This is a genomic window from Sphingomonas trueperi, assembly GCF_011927635.1.
Lineage (GTDB): Bacteria > Pseudomonadota > Alphaproteobacteria > Sphingomonadales > Sphingomonadaceae > Sphingomonas > Sphingomonas trueperi.
The window spans coordinates 252,422-270,475 of record NZ_JAATJB010000005.1; the positions used below are offsets into that span (position 1 = coordinate 252,422).

Annotated in this window: 20 protein-coding genes; 14 read left to right on the plus strand and 6 right to left on the minus strand. The window is 68.6% G+C overall.

Features of this window, described 5'->3' with window-relative positions; all coding sequences use genetic code 11:
* Positions 1–15 precede the first annotated feature (15 nt).
* Entirely contained in the window at positions 16–801 is a 786-nt protein-coding gene (locus tag GGR89_RS10785; RefSeq protein ID WP_164521759.1) for an alpha/beta hydrolase family protein, read from the minus strand.
* Between the two features lie 289 nt (positions 802–1,090).
* On the opposite strand from GGR89_RS10785, the gene GGR89_RS10790 reads away from it, so the two are divergent.
* The gene (locus GGR89_RS10790; RefSeq protein ID WP_125977389.1) at positions 1,091–2,158 is read left to right on the plus strand and encodes an extracellular catalytic domain type 2 short-chain-length polyhydroxyalkanoate depolymerase; all 1,068 of its coding nucleotides are present in this window, start codon (positions 1,091–1,093) and stop codon (positions 2,156–2,158) included.
* 9 nt (positions 2,159–2,167) lie between these two features.
* Here the strand turns inward: GGR89_RS10790 and GGR89_RS10795 are convergent, their stop codons facing one another.
* Positions 2,168–2,569: a winged helix-turn-helix transcriptional regulator gene (locus GGR89_RS10795; protein WP_125977390.1), complete on the minus strand. Its 402-nt coding sequence runs from the start codon at positions 2,567–2,569 to the stop codon at positions 2,168–2,170.
* Between the two features lie 102 nt (positions 2,570–2,671).
* On the opposite strand from GGR89_RS10795, the gene GGR89_RS10800 reads away from it, so the two are divergent.
* A complete protein-coding gene (locus tag GGR89_RS10800; RefSeq protein WP_125977398.1) occupies positions 2,672–3,448 on the plus strand; it encodes an SDR family oxidoreductase in 777 nt (258 codons plus the stop codon).
* Positions 3,449–3,739: 291 nt separating this feature from the next.
* Here the strand turns inward: GGR89_RS10800 and GGR89_RS10805 are convergent, their stop codons facing one another.
* Both GGR89_RS10805 and GGR89_RS10810 read right to left on the minus strand, forming a co-directional pair.
* Positions 3,740–4,819, minus strand: a complete 1,080-nt coding sequence (locus tag GGR89_RS10805; protein ID WP_125977391.1) for a 1,9-bis(guanidino)-5-aza-nonane synthase — start codon at positions 4,817–4,819, stop codon at positions 3,740–3,742.
* A 201-nt stretch (positions 4,820–5,020) separates the two neighbouring features.
* Positions 5,021–6,247 (minus strand): type III PLP-dependent enzyme, encoded by a 1,227-nt coding sequence (locus tag GGR89_RS10810; RefSeq protein WP_125978408.1) that lies wholly within the window; start codon positions 6,245–6,247, stop codon positions 5,021–5,023.
* Between the two features lie 154 nt (positions 6,248–6,401).
* Between GGR89_RS10810 and GGR89_RS10815 the strand changes: the two genes are divergently transcribed.
* The 4 genes from GGR89_RS10815 (at position 6,402) to GGR89_RS10830 (ending at position 8,837) form a co-directional block, all read left to right on the plus strand.
* Complete coding sequence (locus GGR89_RS10815) at positions 6,402–7,370, plus strand: threonine ammonia-lyase (protein ID WP_125978406.1); 969 nt, start codon at positions 6,402–6,404, stop codon at positions 7,368–7,370.
* Entirely contained in the window at positions 7,342–7,554 is a 213-nt protein-coding gene (locus GGR89_RS10820) for a hypothetical protein (protein ID WP_125978404.1), read from the plus strand. Before GGR89_RS10815 ends, GGR89_RS10820 begins: the two co-directional genes overlap by 29 nt.
* The gene (locus GGR89_RS10825) at positions 7,536–7,724 is read left to right on the plus strand and encodes a hypothetical protein (RefSeq protein ID WP_125978402.1); all 189 of its coding nucleotides are present in this window, start codon (positions 7,536–7,538) and stop codon (positions 7,722–7,724) included. Before GGR89_RS10820 ends, GGR89_RS10825 begins: the two co-directional genes overlap by 19 nt.
* A gap of 225 nt (positions 7,725–7,949) precedes the next feature.
* Entirely contained in the window at positions 7,950–8,837 is an 888-nt protein-coding gene (locus GGR89_RS10830; protein ID WP_125977432.1) for an alpha/beta hydrolase, read from the plus strand.
* Positions 8,838–8,850: 13 nt separating this feature from the next.
* On the opposite strand, the gene GGR89_RS10835 is transcribed toward GGR89_RS10830, so the two are convergent.
* Positions 8,851–9,507, minus strand: a complete 657-nt coding sequence (locus GGR89_RS10835; protein WP_125977433.1) for an alpha/beta hydrolase — start codon at positions 9,505–9,507, stop codon at positions 8,851–8,853.
* Between the two features lie 92 nt (positions 9,508–9,599).
* On the opposite strand from GGR89_RS10835, the gene GGR89_RS10840 reads away from it, so the two are divergent.
* From GGR89_RS10840 to GGR89_RS10850, 3 genes are read left to right on the plus strand one after another with little or no spacing between them, the layout of a single operon-like run.
* Positions 9,600–10,676, plus strand: coding sequence for a cysteine desulfurase family protein (locus tag GGR89_RS10840; protein WP_125977434.1), 1,077 nt, complete (start codon positions 9,600–9,602; stop codon positions 10,674–10,676).
* On the plus strand, positions 10,673–11,791 hold the full coding sequence (locus GGR89_RS10845) for a cysteine desulfurase family protein (RefSeq protein ID WP_125977435.1): 1,119 nt from the start codon (positions 10,673–10,675) through the stop codon (positions 11,789–11,791). The genes GGR89_RS10840 and GGR89_RS10845 overlap by 4 nt, the downstream gene beginning before the upstream one ends.
* Positions 11,788–12,120, plus strand: a complete 333-nt coding sequence (locus GGR89_RS10850) for a 2Fe-2S iron-sulfur cluster-binding protein (RefSeq protein WP_125977436.1) — start codon at positions 11,788–11,790, stop codon at positions 12,118–12,120. Before GGR89_RS10845 ends, GGR89_RS10850 begins: the two co-directional genes overlap by 4 nt.
* A 3-nt stretch (positions 12,121–12,123) precedes the next feature.
* Here the strand turns inward: GGR89_RS10850 and GGR89_RS10855 are convergent, their stop codons facing one another.
* Entirely contained in the window at positions 12,124–12,306 is a 183-nt protein-coding gene (locus GGR89_RS10855) for a hypothetical protein (protein WP_125977437.1), read from the minus strand.
* Between the two features lie 99 nt (positions 12,307–12,405).
* On the opposite strand from GGR89_RS10855, the gene GGR89_RS10860 reads away from it, so the two are divergent.
* The 5 genes from GGR89_RS10860 to erpA all read left to right on the plus strand — a co-directional run bounded on the left by GGR89_RS10860 (position 12,406) and on the right by erpA (position 18,049).
* A complete protein-coding gene (locus tag GGR89_RS10860) occupies positions 12,406–15,081 on the plus strand; it encodes a bifunctional [glutamine synthetase] adenylyltransferase/[glutamine synthetase]-adenylyl-L-tyrosine phosphorylase (RefSeq protein ID WP_241218055.1) in 2,676 nt (891 codons plus the stop codon).
* Positions 15,082–15,094: 13 nt separating this feature from the next.
* Positions 15,095–15,565, plus strand: a complete 471-nt coding sequence (locus GGR89_RS10865; RefSeq protein WP_125977438.1) for a peroxiredoxin — start codon at positions 15,095–15,097, stop codon at positions 15,563–15,565.
* Positions 15,562–16,365, plus strand: coding sequence for a ferritin-like domain-containing protein (locus GGR89_RS10870; protein WP_206431153.1), 804 nt, complete (start codon positions 15,562–15,564; stop codon positions 16,363–16,365). Before GGR89_RS10865 ends, GGR89_RS10870 begins: the two co-directional genes overlap by 4 nt.
* A gap of 123 nt (positions 16,366–16,488) precedes the next feature.
* Entirely contained in the window at positions 16,489–17,664 is a 1,176-nt protein-coding gene (locus tag GGR89_RS10875; protein WP_125977439.1) for a M23 family metallopeptidase, read from the plus strand.
* Positions 17,665–17,704: 40 nt separating this feature from the next.
* Positions 17,705–18,049 (plus strand): iron-sulfur cluster insertion protein ErpA, encoded by a 345-nt coding sequence (erpA, locus tag GGR89_RS10880; RefSeq protein WP_125977440.1) that lies wholly within the window; start codon positions 17,705–17,707, stop codon positions 18,047–18,049.
* The last annotated feature ends 5 nt before the right edge of the window (positions 18,050–18,054 follow it).

Consider the following 18,054-nt stretch of genomic DNA (forward strand, 5'->3'; position numbering starts at 1 on the left):
GGCGCCAGGGCCCCGCTACTCCCCGAACGCCTGCGCCGCGATGAAATCCGCGACCTGCTTGCCCTGCGGCGTGGCGGGCGCGATGACGTTGCGGTGGTCTGCCCCGCCGGGGGCGAGCTTCACCACCGTGTCGCCCGAGGCAAGCGCGGCCTGGACATAGGGCGCCATCTCCGCGCCCAGCGCGCCGACGACGATCAGCTGATGGACGCCGAGCGGCAGATGTCCCTGCGGGCTGGCGAGCGCATAGGCTTCGGGCTTTTCCGCCGGCGTGCCGCCCATGAAGCGGGTGGCGGCGGCCTCGCCACAGGCCTGCGCAGCGGCACCGAGTAGCGGGCCAAGCGTACCCGGCCCGTCGATCGCGACGGCGGTCACCGGGCGTACCGCCATCGCGCCCGCGATCGGGTTCCCGAGCCTCGGCCGGGCGGCAACCCAGAGTGCGAGTTGTGCGCCGGTATCATGTCCCACCACGGCGACATGGTCGAGATCGAGCGGCTGGGTGCGGGCGAGTACCGCGAGATGGTCGGTCGCGGCGGCCACGTCCTCGAAGGTGCCGGGCCAGCCGCCCCCCGGAGTGCCGGCGCGCCGATATTCGATGTTCCAGGTCGCGATGCCACGCGCCGCCAGTGCCTCCGCGAGCGGCGCGGTGTCGCGCAGTTCGCCCTGCGTCGCGTCCCAGCAGCCGCCATGAAGTACCACCGCGACGGGGAAGGGGCCCTTGCCGTTGGGAAGGCGCAACTCGCCCAGCTGCAGCGGATCGGCGCCATAGCGGGCGACCAGCGTCGCTGGGGAGGGCGCCGCCAATCGTCCGGAAGATTCGTCTTGCGCGCGAGCGGGAACCGCTATGGTTAACAATAGCAGCGGAAGCAGCGAGCGAAGCATCAGGCGATCCTGGTCATGATGGCGTACAGGGGAAACTGCGGTCAGGCGCTATAGCCTTGCCATGCGCGACTGGCGAGGGGGCGCGGGAGGCCCCGTTTTGTCTTCGCGGACGCGGCGAATCATGGTAGAAGCGCGTAAGGTCGCAGCTGCGTCCAGCGATTGCCGGGGAGCCGTCGCGGCGTGGATTCTCATGGTCACCGGGGGGTGAACGATGCGCGCCTTTTCCATGCTGCTTTCGCTGCTTGCATTGTGTTGGGCACCTTTTGTCACTGCGCAGGAACTGCCGGCGCTGGGGGCGGATCGCACGCAAGTCTCCGTCTCGGGACTTTCCTCCGGCGGCTTTATGGCGGTGCAATATTCGGTTGCGTGGTCGAGCGAGGTCATGGGCGTCGGCGTCGTGGCGGGCGGGCTCTACAATTGCGGTGCACGGTTCGCGCTTTCGGGCGCCCAGGCGGTGGTCGCGAACTGCATGGACCGGCCTTGGTCTGCCGAGGACAGCTGGCGGGCGGTAACCGGATTCGCACGTGACCGGGTGATCGATCCCGTTTCCGACATCGCCCGCCAGCGCGTCTATCTGTTCAGCGGCAGCCATGACTCGGTCGTCGTGCCCGCCGTGATGCGCTCGGTATTCGATTTCTACACGCTCGCCCGGGTGCCCAGGTCCGCGCTGCGTTATGTCGATGCGCTGCCGGCCAGCCATGCCTTCGTCTCCGCCGAGGTGGGGGGGCGATGCGAGGACAAATCGCCCGTTTATGTCGTGCAGTGTACCGAGAATGGCCGACCCTATGATCAGCCGCATGCAATTCTGGATCACATCTATGGGTTGAAGCGCGAAGCGGCGGCGTCGCTTTCGGCCAGGCCGTTCGCGTTCGACCAGCGCCGCTATGGCAGCGGTGCGGCCGCCATGGCGAACACGGGCTATGCCTATGTGCCCGCAGACTGCAGCGCGCGTCCGGGATGCCGCGTACACGTCGTCTTTCACGGTTGCGTGCAGAGCGTCAATTCGCTCGGCGGCAGCGACGTGATCTACGCGCAGCTCGGCTATAATCGCTGGGCCGACACCAACCGGATCATCTTGCTCTACCCGCAGGTCGACCGATCGGCGACCTGGTGGAACATCCCGGTGGAGCAGGGCGGCATCCCGCTGACCTGGCAGGCCAATCCGTTCGGTTGCTGGGACTGGTGGGGCTACAGCCAGACCTTCGGCTTCCAGCTCCGCCACGGGCTGCAGATCGACTCGGTGCGGCGAATGGTCGCGCGGCTGGAGCAGCAGCCCTGAGCCGGAAGGTTACGCCTTGGCGGTGCGCGCGTCGAACGCTGCCCGCGCTGCCTCGATCCGCTCGAGATGGGTCGCCGCCCAGATCCACACGCCACAGAACGCCTCGGCCAGCGTGCCCCCCAGATCGGTGAGCCGATAGTCGACCCGCGGCGGGATCACGGCGTGGATGGTGCGGGTCACCAGCCCGTCGCGCTCCATCTGGCGCAGCGTCTGGGTGAGCATCTTCTGGCTGATGCCGGGCACCGCCTTGCCGATCTGGGTGAAGCGCAACTCGCCCTGCTCGGTCAGCGTTTCGAGGATGAGCATCGTCCATTTGTCGGCGACGCGGCCGATCACCTCGGTGACCAACGCTTCCACGCGCGGGTCGAGATCCGGATAGTCGGCATGGGGTGTGGCAGCGGGGGCAGGCATCGAGTCACTCTCTTTTGGGTGGGTATAAATCTTTCGGGTGCCTTCTTTCGTTGGGAGCCTAGCGGCGTACATCGCCGCCAGCAATCAGCACTGGAGGCGATGATGAAGACCCAAGGCAACACCATCCTGATCACCGGCGGCGGCTCGGGCATCGGCGCGGCACTCGCGCACCGGTTCCACGACGCCGGCAACACCGTGATCGTCGCGGGGCGGCGGCGCGAGGCGCTGGAGGCGGCCTGCGAAGGCCGGGCCAACATGCACGCGCTGACGCTCGACGTGGAAACCGCCGAGGGCGTGGCGGACTTCGCCGGCCGGCTGCTGGCGGCACATCCCGCCGTAAACGTCCTGATCAACAATGCCGGGATCATGCGCTTCGAGGCGCTCGACGCCAAGCGCGACCTCGCCGATGCGGAGGCCACCATCGCAACCAATCTGCTCGGCCCGATCCGGCTGATCGACGCGCTGATCGAGCATCTCGCTGCCACCCCCGATGCGGCGATCGTCAACGTCACCTCGGGGCTGGCCTTCGTGCCGCTGGTGACGACCCCGACCTACAACGCCACCAAGGCGGCGATGCACAGCTACACCGTGTCGCTCCGCGCGGTTCTGGAGGGCAAGGTCGAGGTGATCGAACTCGCGCCCCCGGCGGTGCAGACCGAGCTGACCCCGGGGCAGAGCCAGCGGCCGGGCTACCAGCCGCTCGACGACTTCGCCGACGAAGTGATGGCGCTGTTCGGGAAACAGCCGACGCCGAAGGAGGTGCTGGTGGAGCGGGTGAAGTTCCTCCGCGATGCCGAGCGCGAAGGCCGGTTCGACGAGACGCTCGCGCAACTGGCGGCAATGACCAAGGCAGCGCGCGAAGCGGTGGAGACTTCTTAAGTCCCTCCTCCTCCTCGGAGGTGGGGGTGGAGGGATTCCAGAACCTCTGCTGGTCTCGGTGAGACACTTCCCCACCCCAACCCCTCCCCTGAAGGGGAGGGGCTAGAGCATTTTCAAGTTGACCGTATACGGTCAACGACTCGGAAAATGCGGCAAACAAACATCTAGAGCGTCTTCACCCATGGTGAAAACGCTCTAGGAGTGCGACCTCGGTGTCGAGTTCCTTAGCCCCTGAAAATGAAACGGCCGGGGATCGCTCCCCGGCCGTTCCGTTTGTCGGTCCCGAAAGGCTCAGGCGAACAGCTTCGCCCAACCGCGCTTGGCGCGATCCTTCCAGTAGCCGCGGTGATAGGCGTCGGACGCCAGCAGCGGCATCACCGAACCGGCTTCCGCGAACACCATCTGCTCGATGCCGGTGTTCACCTTGCCCCAGCTGGCGGCTTCCTGCAGCGTCGAGGACGAGCAGGCGCCGTCGCGCACGTCGGCCACGGTGATCTGCACCGCGTACTTGTGCACTTCCACGTCCTCATGGCCGAGGATCTCGGCGCAGACGACGGTGTCCTGGATGAAGTTCTTCGGCACGCCGCCGCCGATCATCAGCAGGCCGGTGGTGCCCGCCTGGATCTTGATCTCGGTCAGCTCGCGGAAGTCCGCGACCGCGTCGATCATCAGGTAGGGCTTGCCCGCCTTCATCTGGTCGACCTGGTGCTTGACGAGGCCGAAGCCGGCCGAGCTGTCGACGAACGCCGGGCAGAAGATCGGCACGTCATGCTCATAGGCGAGCTTGACCAGGCTGTTTTCCTTCTTGCCGTGCTCCGAGAGGTACTTGCCCATCTCGCGGATGAAGGCGCGGCTCGAATAGGCGCGCGGCTCCAGCTCGTTCGCGATCTTGTTGATCGTGAAGTCGCAGTCCTGGAGCTGCTCCTCGTCGATGTAGGTGTCGTAGATGCGGTCGATATAGAGCGAGCGCAGCGTGTCGTCGTCGGGGATCTCCAGCGCCTGATAGTGCTTGTGGCCCAGGCCCTCGAAGAAATCCATGTCGACGATGGTGGCGCCGGTGGCGACGATCACGTCGACCATGTTGTTGCGCACCAGATCGGCATAAAGGTCCATGCAGCCGCCGGCCGAGGTCGAGCCCGCGATCACGAGGCAGACCGTGCAGTCCTTGTCGGCCAGCATGTCGTTATAGATCTTGGTGGCGCGGCCGAGATCGCGGCTGGTGAAGCTCATATCGGCCATCGCGTCGACGATCGGGCGCGCGTCGAAGCTCTTGATGTCGATGTGCTTGACCTGCTTGGAAAGCAGTTCGGCCTTGCGGGTGTCGTTGATCGGGGCGTTGGCCGCCGCGGTCTTGGTGAGGCTGTCGGTCATGGGAACTCCCATTTTCACATGGCCGCCGTCATTCAAAGGGGACGCGGAAACCCGTTCTTGCTCCCCCTCCCGCGTGCGGGAGGGGGCCGGGGGGTGGGCGCCCGCTCGCCACCGGCGATCCGGTGCGAGGATGGCGGGGGCCCACCCCCAGCCCCTCCCGCATGCGGGAGGGGAGTGCCTTTCGTCGCTACGAGTGCAGCGTTACAGCTTGACGACGTTCGAGGAAACCTCGGCCGTCTCGTCTTCGCCGGTATAGAGCGAGACCATCGGCTCGTCGTCGACGATCACCGTGTCGCCGGCGGTGAAGCCGTTGAAGCCGGTGCGCATCGCGGCACCATAGGCGCCGAGCATGCCGATCTCGATATAGTCGCCCGCCTGGATGTCGGCCGGCAGCTCGAACGGGCCCGCCATGCGATCCATGTCGTCGCAGGTGGGGCCGTAAAAGCTGAAGCCCATGTCCTTGGCGTTCGAATCCGGCTCGCGGAGGAGGCGGACCGGGAAGCGCCAGCCGATATGCGCCGCATCGAACAGTGCGCCATAGGCACCATCATTGATGTACAGTTCGTCGCCGCGACGACGCTCGACGCGTACGATCAGCGAGCTGTATTCGGCGCACAGCGCGCGGCCCGGCTCGGCCCACAGCTCTGCCGAATAGGAAATCGGCAGGCTTTCGAAGGCGCGATGGATCGTCGCGAAATAGCGCTCGAGCGGTGGCGGCTCCATGCCGGGATAGCTGGACGGAAACCCGCCGCCGACATCGACGACATCGACCGTAACGCCCGCCTCGACGATGGCGGCGCGGGCGCGCTCCATCGCATTGGCATAGGCTTCCGGCGACATCGCCTGGCTGCCGACATGGAAGCAGATGCCCAGGGCATCCGCCACCTGGCGAACCGCGATCAGCAGGTCCTTGCTCTCGCCCGGGCCGACGCCGAACTTCGACGCGAGGCTGAGCTTCGAGTGATCCGACGAAACGCGGAGGCGTACGCACAGCGTGAGATCGGTGGCGCCCTTGGTGGCACGCACGATCTTGTCCAGCTCTTCCATGCTGTCCAGGCTGAATACGCGAACGCCATGCTCGAAATACGCCTCGGCGATGGCTTCCTCAGCCTTTACCGGGTGCATGAAGCACAGGGTTGCTTGCGGCGCGACACCGGCAACGAGGCGAACCTCGGCGATCGATGCGACGTCGAAATGCGTGATTCCGCTCTCCCACAGGATCCGGATCAGATCCGGCGAGGGATTGGCCTTCACGGCATACATCGAGCGACCCGGGAACTTCTCTGCGAAGAACCGGGCCGCACGCGATGCGGCGTGCGGGCGGACGAGCGTTACCGGCTGGACCGGACGAAGCTTAGCGATATCGGCAACACGGGTGGTGCCGACGAGGGTGGTCGCTAACCCCAGCGCGCGATGATGCTTGTGCAACTCAAGGGACCTCCAAATGCCGTGAGGCAAACATTGACGAAAAGCTGCCTTGCGGTTGGAAGTCCCATGGGGCAGCGGAGGAGCGCACATATGCGCGTCGGTCCCCCGTGTAAAGTGATTCTGGGGTAGGTTTTTCTACGGCGAGGGATGTTCTGTGACGATTTTGCGACAGCCTACCCGTGCAGGGGTCCGCGATGCCGCCGCCAAGGTGGCGGCGATCCTGCCGCCGACCCCGCTGCTCGTGCAGGAGGTGCGTGGCGTGGCGGTGGCGTTCAAGGCGGAAAGCCTGCAGCCGATCGGCGCGTTCAAGATCCGTGGCGCCTGGCACCGGCTGACCGCATTGGACGCGCGGGTGCGGGACAAGGGCGTGGTCGCCTTCTCCTCGGGCAATCATGCGCAGGGCGTCGCCTGGGCGGCCAAGCGGCTGGGCATTCCTGCGGTGATCGTGATGCCGGCCGACGCGCCCAGGGTGAAGCTGGAGGCGACGCTGGCGCTGGGGGCCGAGGTGGTGCGCTATGACCGCGCCACCGAAAGCCGCGAGAAGATCGCCGAGCAGCTCGCCCATGCCCGCGGCGCGGCGCTGGTGCCGAGCTTCGACGACACCTGGATCATCGAGGGGCAGGGGAGCGCCGGCATCGAAGCCGCCAGGCAGATGGCCGAGGCGGGGCGGGAAGGCCCCGCGCGGGTGCTGGTGCCCTGCGGCGGCGGCGGGCTTTCGGCCGGGATTGCGCTGGCGCTGCCCGAGGCGGAGATCTTCCCCGTGGAGCCCGAAGGCTGGGACGACATGCGCCGGAGTCTCGAAGCGGGTTGGATCGAACCGGTTGGGGACAATCCGCCCCCCACGGCGTGCGATTCACTGCAGACTCAGCGGGTTTCGTCGCTTACCTTCGACGTGCTTGCGCGGCGTGGTGCGACCGGCATCGCGGTGAGCGAGCGGGAGATCAGAATCGCACAACGCTGGGCGGCGGCAAAGCTGCGCCTGGTGGTGGAGCCGGGCGGGGCGGCGGGAATCGCCGCGTTGCTCGCGGGCAAGATACCGGCGGAACCCGGAACGCTGGTGATCGTTTCGGGCGGCAATGTCGACCAGGAGGACTATGCGCGGACGCTCGGGGGCACGGAATGATCGCGGGAATCCGGTCGGCGGGGCCATCGCCCAGGTCGCCAGCATCGGCACGCTGGCGCTCGGCCATTTCCTCTGGTTCACGCTGCGCATCGCCTATCGCAGTGATCCCAAGCTGGCGGCGGCCGCGGCCTGCGGCTGCGTCTGCGTCGTCACGGGCGTGACCGTATGGGCGGTGGTGACCTGAGCGCGCTTTCGGGCCTGTATCCGCTGACCATGGGCCTCGCCATGCTGGCGGTGCTGGCGCTCGGCTGGGGTGGGGTGACGGTGCTCCGCCGCGGCGATCGCCAGCGCGGCGTGCTGATGCTGGTATGTGCGCTGGTGATTTTGGCCAACGTGTTGATCTGGACGGTGTAGGGCTGCGACCTCGCAAGCTGCGCTCCCCTCCCGCTTGCGGGAGGGGGCGGGGGGGGGGGATGGCCGAAGCGTTGCTATTCCCTCCACGTCGGTCCCTCCCCGAGCCCCTCCCGAAAGCGGGGAGGGGCGCTCACGGGCGCGGGATCGTTACATCTTGCGACCTTTTCCGAGTCGACCCACCCGGCACCCACGCGATATCCTGCCGCTCGCAGCAGGAGAGCCAGGATGCGCGCGATCGGGTGGGTGGTAGCCGGACTGTTCCTCGCGGGCCCGCCCGTGCTCGCCCAGCAGCAAGTCGCACCCGCGGCGCCCTTGGCCTCCGCACCGAAGCACAACCTCGCCTACGGCACCGCGCCCGAGCAGACGCTCGACTACTACCCGCCGACCGTCTTCACCCGCAGCGCGCCGCCGCTGATCGTCTTCGTCCATGGCGGCGGCTGGGAGCATGGCGCGAAGGACAATGCGACCGGGGCGGCCAAGATCCGGCATTTTACCGGCAATGGCTATGCCTTCGCCACGATCGACTATCGGCTGGTGCCCGGCGCCACCGTGGAGCAGCAGGCGCAGGACGTGGCGACCGCACTCGCCTGGCTGGTGGCGCATGCGCGCGACCTCGGCTTCAACCCGAACCGCATGGTGCTGATGGGGCATAGCGCCGGCGCGCATCTTGCCGCGCTGGTCGCCACCGATCCGCGCTACATGCACGCGCAGGACCTGATGCTCGACCAGCTGCGCGGCGTGGTGCTGCTCGATGGTGCGGCCTATGACGTGCCCGCGCAAATGGCCGAGGCCGGGCGCTTCATGCGGCCGATCTATACCAAGGCGTTCGGCACCGATCCGGCGCGGCAGCGCGCGCTGTCGCCGGTCGCGCATAGCAAGGGGCCGAACGTGCTGTCGTTCCTGATCCTCCACGTCCAGCGCGAGGACGGCACGCGCCAGTCCGAAGCGCTCGCCAGGGCGCTGCGTGCGGAAGGATCGAAGGTGGAGGTGCAGGGCTTTGAAGGCCGGGGCCTGCGCGGTCATGTCGCGATGAACCGGCAACTGGGCGAGGCGGACTATCCCGCCACCGCCGTGGTCGATCGCTGGCTCAGCGCGACGTTCGCGCCGCGCTGAGCCGCCAGGATCCTCAGCGGATCGGGCAGTTGGGGTCGAGCCGCATGTCGAGATAGCGGTCGACCGAGCCCATCAGCTGGTCCATCTCGTGCTCGAAGAAATGGTTCGCGCCGGGCACGGTATCGTGGTGGATGGTGATGTGCTTCTGGGTGCGCAGCTTGTCGACCAGCTTCTGCACCGCGCCGGGGGTCACGACCTCGTCCTGCTCGCCCTGGATGATGATGCCCGAGCTGGGGCAGGGTGCGAGGAAGGTGAAGTCGAACATGTTCGCCGGCGGCGCGACCGAGATGAAGCCGCGGATTTCCGGGCGGCGCATCAGCAGCTGCATGCCGATCCAGGCGCCGAAGCCGAAGCCCGCGACCCAGGTGGACGACGCCTCGGGGTGGAAGCTCTGCACCCAGTCGAGCGCGCTCGCCGCGTCGGAGAGTTCGCCGATGCCGTTGTCGAAGGTGCCCTGGCTCTTGCCGACGCCGCGGAAGTTGAAGCGCAGCGTCGCGAAGCCGCGGCGCTGGAAGGTCTTGTAGAGATCCTGGACGATGCGGTTGTTCATCGTGCCGCCCGCATTGGGATGCGGGTGGAGGATCATCGCAACCGGTGCGCGCGGGCGCGGCGCGGGAGCGAAGCGGCCCTCGAGGCGGCCTTCGGGTCCGGGGAAAATGACTTCGGGCAAGGCGGATCCTGTTCAATAGGGAGATGCGCGGTGGAGCGCAGGAACATGGTCGCTATATAGGCAGCGGGTCCCTTCACGCAATTGGAACGCCATTGGCCGCTCGACTCTATCTGGATCATGCCGCGACGACCCCGATGCTGCCGGAGGCAGTGACGGCGGTGACGGAGGGGATGGCACACTGGGCCAACCCGTCCTCGCCGCATGGCGACGGGCGGGCGGCGCGGGCGGCGCTGGAGGATGCGCGGCGGCGGATCGCCGCGGCCTATGGCTGGGCGCACGAACTGCTGCTGACCAGCGGGGCGAGCGAATCGCTGGCGATCGCGATGAATCGGAGCGTGGCCGCGCGGCGGCTGATCACCGCGGTGGAGCATGATGCGGTGTTGCGGCTGGGCGAGGGCGCGGCCTTGCTGCCGGTGACGGCGGGCGGCTTGCTGGATCTGGAGGCCCTGGCGGGAGCGCTGCAAGGCGGAGGCCGGACGCTGGTCTGCGTGCAATGGGCGAACAGCGAGACCGGGGTGCGCCAGCCGACCGCGGCGATTGCGGACATCGTCCACGGCGCGGGCGGGCTGCTGCTGGTCGATGCCGCGCAGATGCCCGCGCATGCCGATGCCGAGGTGCTGCGCCATGCCGATCTTGTCGCGGTCTCCGCCCACAAGCGCGGTGGGCCGCCGGGCGTCGGCGCGCTGCTGGTGCGCGATCTGGGCGTGCTGCTGCCGACCGGCGGACAGGAAAAGGGCTATCGCGCGGGCACCGAGAATTTGCCGGGCGCGCTCGGTTATGCCGCCGCGGTGGAGATGCCGGAGGATCTGGCGGAAATGGCCCGGCTGCGCGCGCGGTTGGAGGCTGCGATCCTCGGGGCTGGCGGCGAAGTCGTTGGGGCGGAGAGCCCGCGCAGTCCGCTGATCGGGGCCTATCGGATGCCGGACGTCTCCTCGGCGGCGCAGCTGATCCGCTTCGATCTGGCGGGCGTGGCGGTATCGGCGGGCAGCGCCTGCTCCTCGGGCAGCATGCGGCCCAGCCATGTGCTGACCGCGATGGGTTGGGCCGAACCGGCCTTGCGCGAAGTCGTGCGGGTCAGCTTCGGGCGGAGCACCACGGAGGGCGATGTCGATCGCTTCGCCGCGCTGTGGCGGGCGACCTTTGCCGAGGCGCGAGCGCGGGCGGCATGATCTATCTCGACTATCAGGCGACCACGCCGCTCGCCCCGGAGGCGCTCGCGGCGATGCTCCCCTGGCTCGAATCGCAGCACGCCAATCCGCATTCGCCCCACACTGCGGGACGGGCGGCGCGGGCGGCGGTGGAAGTCGCGCGGGCGCAGGTCGCGGCGCTGCTGCCGCCGGGCGGCACGCTCGCCTTCACCAGCGGCGCGACCGAGGCGCTCAACTGGGCGATCAAGGGCACCAGCGGATCGATCGTCACCCTCGCCACCGAGCATGCGGCGGTGCTGGACACCGTGGCGGCGACCGGGCGGCCGGTGACGGTGCTGCCGGTTGGTCCTGACGGGCTGGTGGATCTGGAGACCGCCCGAGCGGCGATCGTGCCCGGCACCGGGCTCGTCGCGGCGATGCTGGTCAACAACGAGATCGGCGTGCTCCAGCCGATCGCGGAACTCGCGGAGATCGCCCACGAGGCGGGCGCGCTGTTGCTGTGCGACGCGGTGCAGGGCTATGGCCGGGTGCCGATCCCGCCGGCGTGCGACCTGGTCGCGATCTCCGCGCACAAGATCCACGGACCCAAGGGCATCGGCGCGTTGTGGGTGCACGACGGCGTGACGCTGGCGCCGCTGCTGCATGGCGGCGGGCAGGAGGCGCTGGGGCGATCGGGGACGCTGTCGCCGGCGCTGTGTGCGGGGTTCGGGGCTGCGGCGAGGGCGGCGGCAATGCGGCGCGCAGAGGATGCGGCGCATGTGGCCCGATTGTTCGGACTGGCCGCCGAGCGCCTTCAACTATCCCCCCTCCCTCCCGCAAGCGGGAGGGGAAATTTGGGCTGGACCCTCAACGGCGCCGCCACCCACCGCTACCCCGGCAACCTCAACCTCCGCCGCGAGGGCCTCGACGTCGCCCGGCTGATGTCCGACCTGCGCGACATTGCCTTTTCCGCGGGTTCGGCCTGCGCCAGCGGCTCGGGCCGGCCGAGCCATGTGCTCCGCGCACTGGGGCTTTCCGACGCACAGGCGCGTTCCAGCATTCGTATCGGCTTCGGCCGGATGACCACCGAGGAGGAATTGATGACCGCACTCGACCGACTCTGCGCCGCCGCCGACGCCCAGCGGGTGGCCGCATGATCCGGGTGCGGTTCGAGGCCGTTGGCGGTGCGGTGCAGGAAGTGGAGGCGCCGCCCGGCGCGCGGCTGCTCGAGGTGGCACAGAATGCGGGTCAGCCGCTGGAGGGCACGTGCGAGGGCCAAATGGCGTGTTCCACCTGCCATGTGATCGTCGCGCCCGCCGATTTCGATCGGCTGCCCCCCGCGAGCGAGGCGGAGGAAGATATGCTGGATCTCGCGATGGGCGCGGTGCGGACCAGCCGTCTCGCCTGCCAGATCCTGCTCACCGACGCGCTGGACGGTCTGACTGTACGAATGCCGAGCGCCCACCGGGACATGCAGGGGCGGTGACGCCTACCAGTGGCAGCGGGGATCGCGGTCGTTCAGCTTGGCGAGCAGCATCGCCATGTCCTGCGGCAGGCCGAGTTCGCGCGCATAGGCATTGGCGATCGCCCGACCGATCCCGTCGCATGCCCGCGGCGGCTCGATGCGACAGGGAGTCGCGATATCTGCCGCCAGGGCCTGAGAGGGTGTCATCTGAACCACGCTCCCCAAACGGCCATGGGTCGGTTTCGTTGCCTGCGATAGTTGCAATCCATCGCAGATTTTCGGTTTTTGGGCGATAAGGTGTTTCCGGTGGGCGAACCTGGCTTTTCCGACGCGCTGGCGCGGATTTCCGAGCATTCTCCGTTTCTTGGGCTCGTCTTGGGGCGCGAGGGCGACATCGCGGCCGACCCCGCGGCGGCGATTGCCGATCCGATCACTGTCTCGGCCGCCCCGACCCGGGACATGGTCGAGCCGCGGGCGCTGCGCATCCAGCGGCGGCGGCTGGCGCTGATCGCGGCTATCGGCGACCTGTCCGGCGCCTATGATTTCGGCCGCACCACAAGGTTGCTCAGCGACTTTGCCGATGAGGCGCTCGACCGCGCGATCCGCGCCGCGATCCGCGGGCGCACCCCCGATGCCGAACCGCAGGGTTTTGCGGCGATCGCACTCGGCAAGCAGGGCAGCCGCGAGCTCAATTACTCGTCGGACATCGACCCCATCCTGATCTTCGACCCCGCGACGCTGCCGTGCAAACCCCGCGAGGCGCCCGAGGAAGCGGCGGTGCGGATCGCGCGACGGGTGCTGGAGATCCTCCAGGCGCGCGACGGCGACGGCTATGTGCTGCGCGTCGACCTGCGGCTGCGCCCTTCGCCCGAGGTGACGCCGATCGCGCTGCCGGTCGAGGCCGCGATCAGCTATTATGAAAGCCAGGCGCTGCCCTGGGAGCGCGCCGCCTTCATCCGCGCCCGCGTTGCCGGCGGCGACGGCGCGCTGGGCGAGAGCTTCCTCGACGCGATCCGCCCCTTCGTGTGGCGGCGCGCGCTCGACTATGGCACGATCCGCGAGATCCAGGAAATCTCGCGCCGCATCCGCGATCACTACCAGCAGGGCCAGCGCTTCGGCCCAGGCTACGACCTCAAGCGGGGCAGGGGCGGCATCCGCGAAGTGGAGTTCTTCGCGCAGATCCACCAGCTGATCCATGGCGGCCGCGATCCGGCGCTGCGGGTGCCCGCCACCCGCGATGCGCTCGCGGCGCTGGCGGCGGCCGGGCGGATCGATGCGGGCGAGGCGGCGGCGCTCGACAAGGCCTATGTGCTGCTCCGCACGATCGAGCATCGCCTGCAGATGATCGACGATCGCCAGACGCACACGCTGCCGAGCGACCCCGCCGCGCTTGACCATGTGGCGCGGCTGCATGGGCTGGAGGAAGGCGCTGCGCTGATCGCGCTGCTCCAGCCGCATGTCGAGCGGGTCGGCCGCATCTATGATGCGCTGGCCGAGGCGGGCGGCAGCGGGCTGCCGAGCGATCCCGACACGCTGGGCGCGCGGCTGGCAGAGGCGGGGTTTCCCGACGCCGAAATCGCCCGCCGCGTGGTGGAGGGCTGGCGCGGCGCTACCTACCCGGCGCTGCGCAGTCCGGCGGCGCAGAGCGCGCTCGAGGCGGTGCTGCCCACGCTGATGAGCGGCTTCGGCGGTGCGCCCGATCCGCAACATGCGATCACCCGCTTCGATGCGATGCTCAAGCGGCTGCCGAGCGCGGTCAACATCTTCCGCCTGCTCGAGGCACAGCCGGCGCTCACCCGGCTGCTGAGCGCGATTCTCAGCCATGCGCCGACATTGGCCGAACAGCTCGGTCGCCGCGCGGAGCTGCTCGACGGGCTGATCGATGCGAGCGCCTTCGCGCCGGTGGGTGACGTGCCCGAACTGATGGCGGCGATGGCCGCCGAGGAGCGCGGCGCGGACTATCAATGGCGGCTCGAGCATGTCCGCCGCATCGTCAACGAGAAGCGCTTCGCCCTCGGCGCGCAGATCGTCGCAGGGGCGAGCGACCCGCTCGACGTGTCCGCCGGCTATGCGCGGGTTGCCGAAGCCGCGATCGAGGTGCTGACGGCGGCCACGGTGGAGGAGTTCGCCAGCCAGCACGGCCATGTGCCCGGCAGCGAGCTGGTGATCCTCGCGCTCGGGCGGATGGGCGGCGGGGCGCTGACCCATGCCTCGGACCTCGACCTGATCTACCTGTTCACTGGCGACTATGCGGCGGAATCGGACGGGCGGCGGCCGCTCGGCGCGGTGACCTATTACAACCGGCTGGCCCAGCGGGTGACGGCGGCGCTTTCGGTACCCACCGCCGCCGGGCCGCTCTACGAAGTGGATACCCGGCTGCGCCCTTCGGGCACCCAGGGACCCTTGTCGGTCTCGCTGGAAGGCTTTGCGACCTATCAGGAAAAAGACGCCTGGACCTGGGAGCATATGGCGCTGACCCGCGCCCGGCCGGTGTTCGGCTCGGCGGAAGCCCGCGCGCAGGTGCAGGCGATCATTATCCATGTGCTCCACGGCGCCCGGCCCGAGCGCGACATCCTCGCCGATGCCGCCAAGATGCGCGCCGACATGGCCGCGCACAAGCCGCCGGCGGGGCCGCTCGATGCCAAGCTGCTCGACGGCGGGCTAGTCGATCTGGAGTTCGCGGTGCACGTCCAGCAGCTGTGCCACCGTACCGGCTTCGATCCGCAGCTGGGCAAGGCGATCGACGCACTGGTGGGGCAGGGGATCGTGCCCCCGGCGCTGCGACCGGCGCACGACTTCCTCACCCGGCTGCTGGTGACGCTGCGGCTCGTCGCGCCCGATGCGCAGCCGCCGGGCGAGCGGACCCGCGCGCTGATCGCCCGCGCGCTCGGCCTGCCCGATTGGGAAGCGGTGGTTGCGACGCTGGGCGCAACGCGGCAGGAGGTGCGCGACTGCTGGGCCGCGATCCAGGCCGGCAACTGACGGAGACCAGACGATGAGCATCGAGCAGGGCGACGCGCTCCCCAAGCACGCGCTGGTGGCGGCGGACGGCAGCGCGATCGCGCTTCCCGAATGGGGCGCAGGCGCGCCGTTCGTCCTCTATTTCTATCCCAAGGACGATACCTCGGGCTGCACCCGCGAGGCGCAGGACTTCACCGCGCTGATGCCGGAATTCGAGGGGCTCGGCGTAAAGCTGCTCGGCATCTCCAAGGACCCGCCCGCCAAGCACCAGAAGTTCACCGCCAAGTACGACCTCGCCGTCCCGCTTGCCACCGATGAGGACGGCGCGCTGATGGAAGCGCTGGGCGTGTGGGTGGAGAAGTCGATGTACGGCAAGAAGTATATGGGCATCGAGCGCTCGACCTTCCTGTTCGACGCCGCGGGCACGCTGGTCCGCGCCTGGCGCAAGGTGAAGGTGCCCGGCCATGCCGCCGAGGTGCTGGACGCGGCAAAGGGGCTGGGGTGACCGAAGGACGCAGCGTGGGCGCGGCGGTGCGGGCGGTGCTCGACGCCGCCGATCCGACCGCCAAGGTGATGCGGGCCCGCGCCGCCGCGCGCGACTGGCGGCTCGGGCGGCTCGACTTCCGCTTCGACGTCGCCATGCCCGATCGCCCCGCGCGCCCCGATGCGCCCGAGCTGCTGCCGCCCAACCGCATGCCCAAGCGCGGACGCGGTGGCTCCGAGCGCGGCCGGATCGCGCTGATCCATGCGCTGGCGCATATCGAGTTCGTCGCGATCGACTTGGCGTTCGACCTGATCGGCCGCTTCGGCGCGCAATTCCCGACCGGCTTTACCGACGACTGGATGCGCGTCGGCGCCGACGAGGCGATGCATTTCGCGCTGCTCGACCGGCGGCTGCGCAGCCTTGGCAGCCACTATGGCGCACTGCCTGCGCATGACGGGCTGTGGGACGCGGCGACCGAGACCGCGCATGACGTCAAGGCCCGGCTTGCCGTGGTGCCGATGGTGCTCGAGGCACGCGGGCTGGACGTGACGCCCGCCACGATCGAGCGGTTCGACGCGGCCGGCGACGCGGTCACCGCCAGGATTCTGACGCGCATCGTCACCGATGAGGTACGGCACGTAAGGGCTGGTACGGAGTGGTTTGAGTCGGCCTGCAAGGCCGACGATTGCGCACCCGAAACGACCTGGCAGGCGCTTGTCCGAACCCATTTTCGGGGAGCCGTTAAGCCGCCGTTCAACGACTCGGCGCGCGAAGCAGCCGGTCTGACGCGCGATTACTACCAAGCGCTTGCCGCGGGCTGATTATCCTCCAAAAGAGTCCCCAAGCGGGACGGCGAGGTCAGGGGCTGCCCAATCCGTCCGCATCATCCTGAAGTAGAAGGTCGGGTCGCACCGGCTTTGCTTCCATGAATGCGCCGGGGACTCATGGCTGTACCGTCTGAACGCAAGAACGACGAATTCGCACGCAAGTTCCGGGACTTCTTCACCACCCGCGATGTGATTCTCCACGAGGGCGGCAAGCTGCGCCGCTTCAGCGTGGGCGGCCGTTCGCAGGCGCTGTTCGCCTCCGCCGCGACGTTGACCGTGCTCTTCTCCGGCTATGGCATGTCGCAGGCGATGGCCGGCGCGATCGCCTATACCGCGCCGGCGGCGGGGTCGCTCGAGGCGCAGGTCGCCGCGATGCGCGCCGAGGTTGCCCATATGCGCGCCGAAGTCGCCGCCGCCAAGGAAGCCGCCAAGCTCCAGGCCGCCAAGATCGAGCAGCGCCAGGCGGTGCTCAACGCCGTCGTGTCGGGCAAGGCCGATCGCTCGGTGCTCGAAGCCGATCTCAAGGCCGTCCCGCAGCAGACCAGCGCGCTGACCGACGAAATCGTCGCGCCGCTGCGCAAGGTGGAGGCGCGCCAGGTCGCGCTCGCCGTGCAGGCGCAGAAGGTCGGCGAGGCGCGGGTGCGCCAGGCTGCGGCGCACATCCAGCATCTCGGCCTCGCGCCAAATCGCTTCGTCAAGGTCAACGTCGCCATGGGCGGCCCGTACGAGCCGGCGAGCGACGAAGATGCCGCGGCTGCGACCACCGCCGATGCGGATGCGCAGTTCCGCACCCTGTTCGAAACGTGGAAGAAGCTCGACTCGATCGAATCGAGCACGATTTCGATCCCGTCGATGCAGCCGGTGCAGCATGTCAGCTTCACGTCGCATTTCGGCGTCCGCTCGGACCCGTTCCGCGGCACCGCGGCGATGCACGCCGGCGTCGACATTCCCGGCCAGATGGGCACGCCGATCTACGCGACCGCGGACGGTATCGTCTCGCACGCCGGGCGCCTGGGCGGCTATGGCAATCTGGTCGAGATCAACCATGGTCGCGGCATGGAAACGCGCTACGGCCACCTCTCGAAGATCCTGGTGGCGGACAATACCCGTGTCCGCCGCGGCCAGATCATCGGCTTGATGGGTTCGACCGGCCGCTCGACCGGCACGCACCTCCATTACGAGGTCCGTCTCGACGGTCGCGCGATCAATCCGATCCCGTTCATCCAGTCGGGCGAGTATATCGCGCAGGCGCCGGCTTCGGGCGGCGTCGGCGGTCCGCGCGGCCAGCGCTGAGCGCATTGCCGGACGGGCATGGGCGCATTATCTGACGCCCATGACGACAACCATCGACCAGCCCACCATCGCGCTGACGCCTGCCGCCGCGGCGCGCGTCGCCGCGATTGCCGCCAAGCAGGCCAAGCCCGCCATCCTGCGGCTTTCGGTGGAAGGCGGCGGCTGTTCGGGCTTCCAATATCGCTTCGACCTGGCCGAGGGCGTGGAGGCCGATGACAGCGTCGCCGAAGTCGACGGCGTGCGGCTGGTGGTCGACTCGGTGAGCCTCGACCTGGTGCGCGGCGCGCAGGTGGATTTCATCGACAATCTCGGCGGCGCCCACTTCGCGGTGACCAACCCCAATGCGGCATCCGGTTGCGGCTGCGGCACCAGCTTCTCGATCTGAGCGCA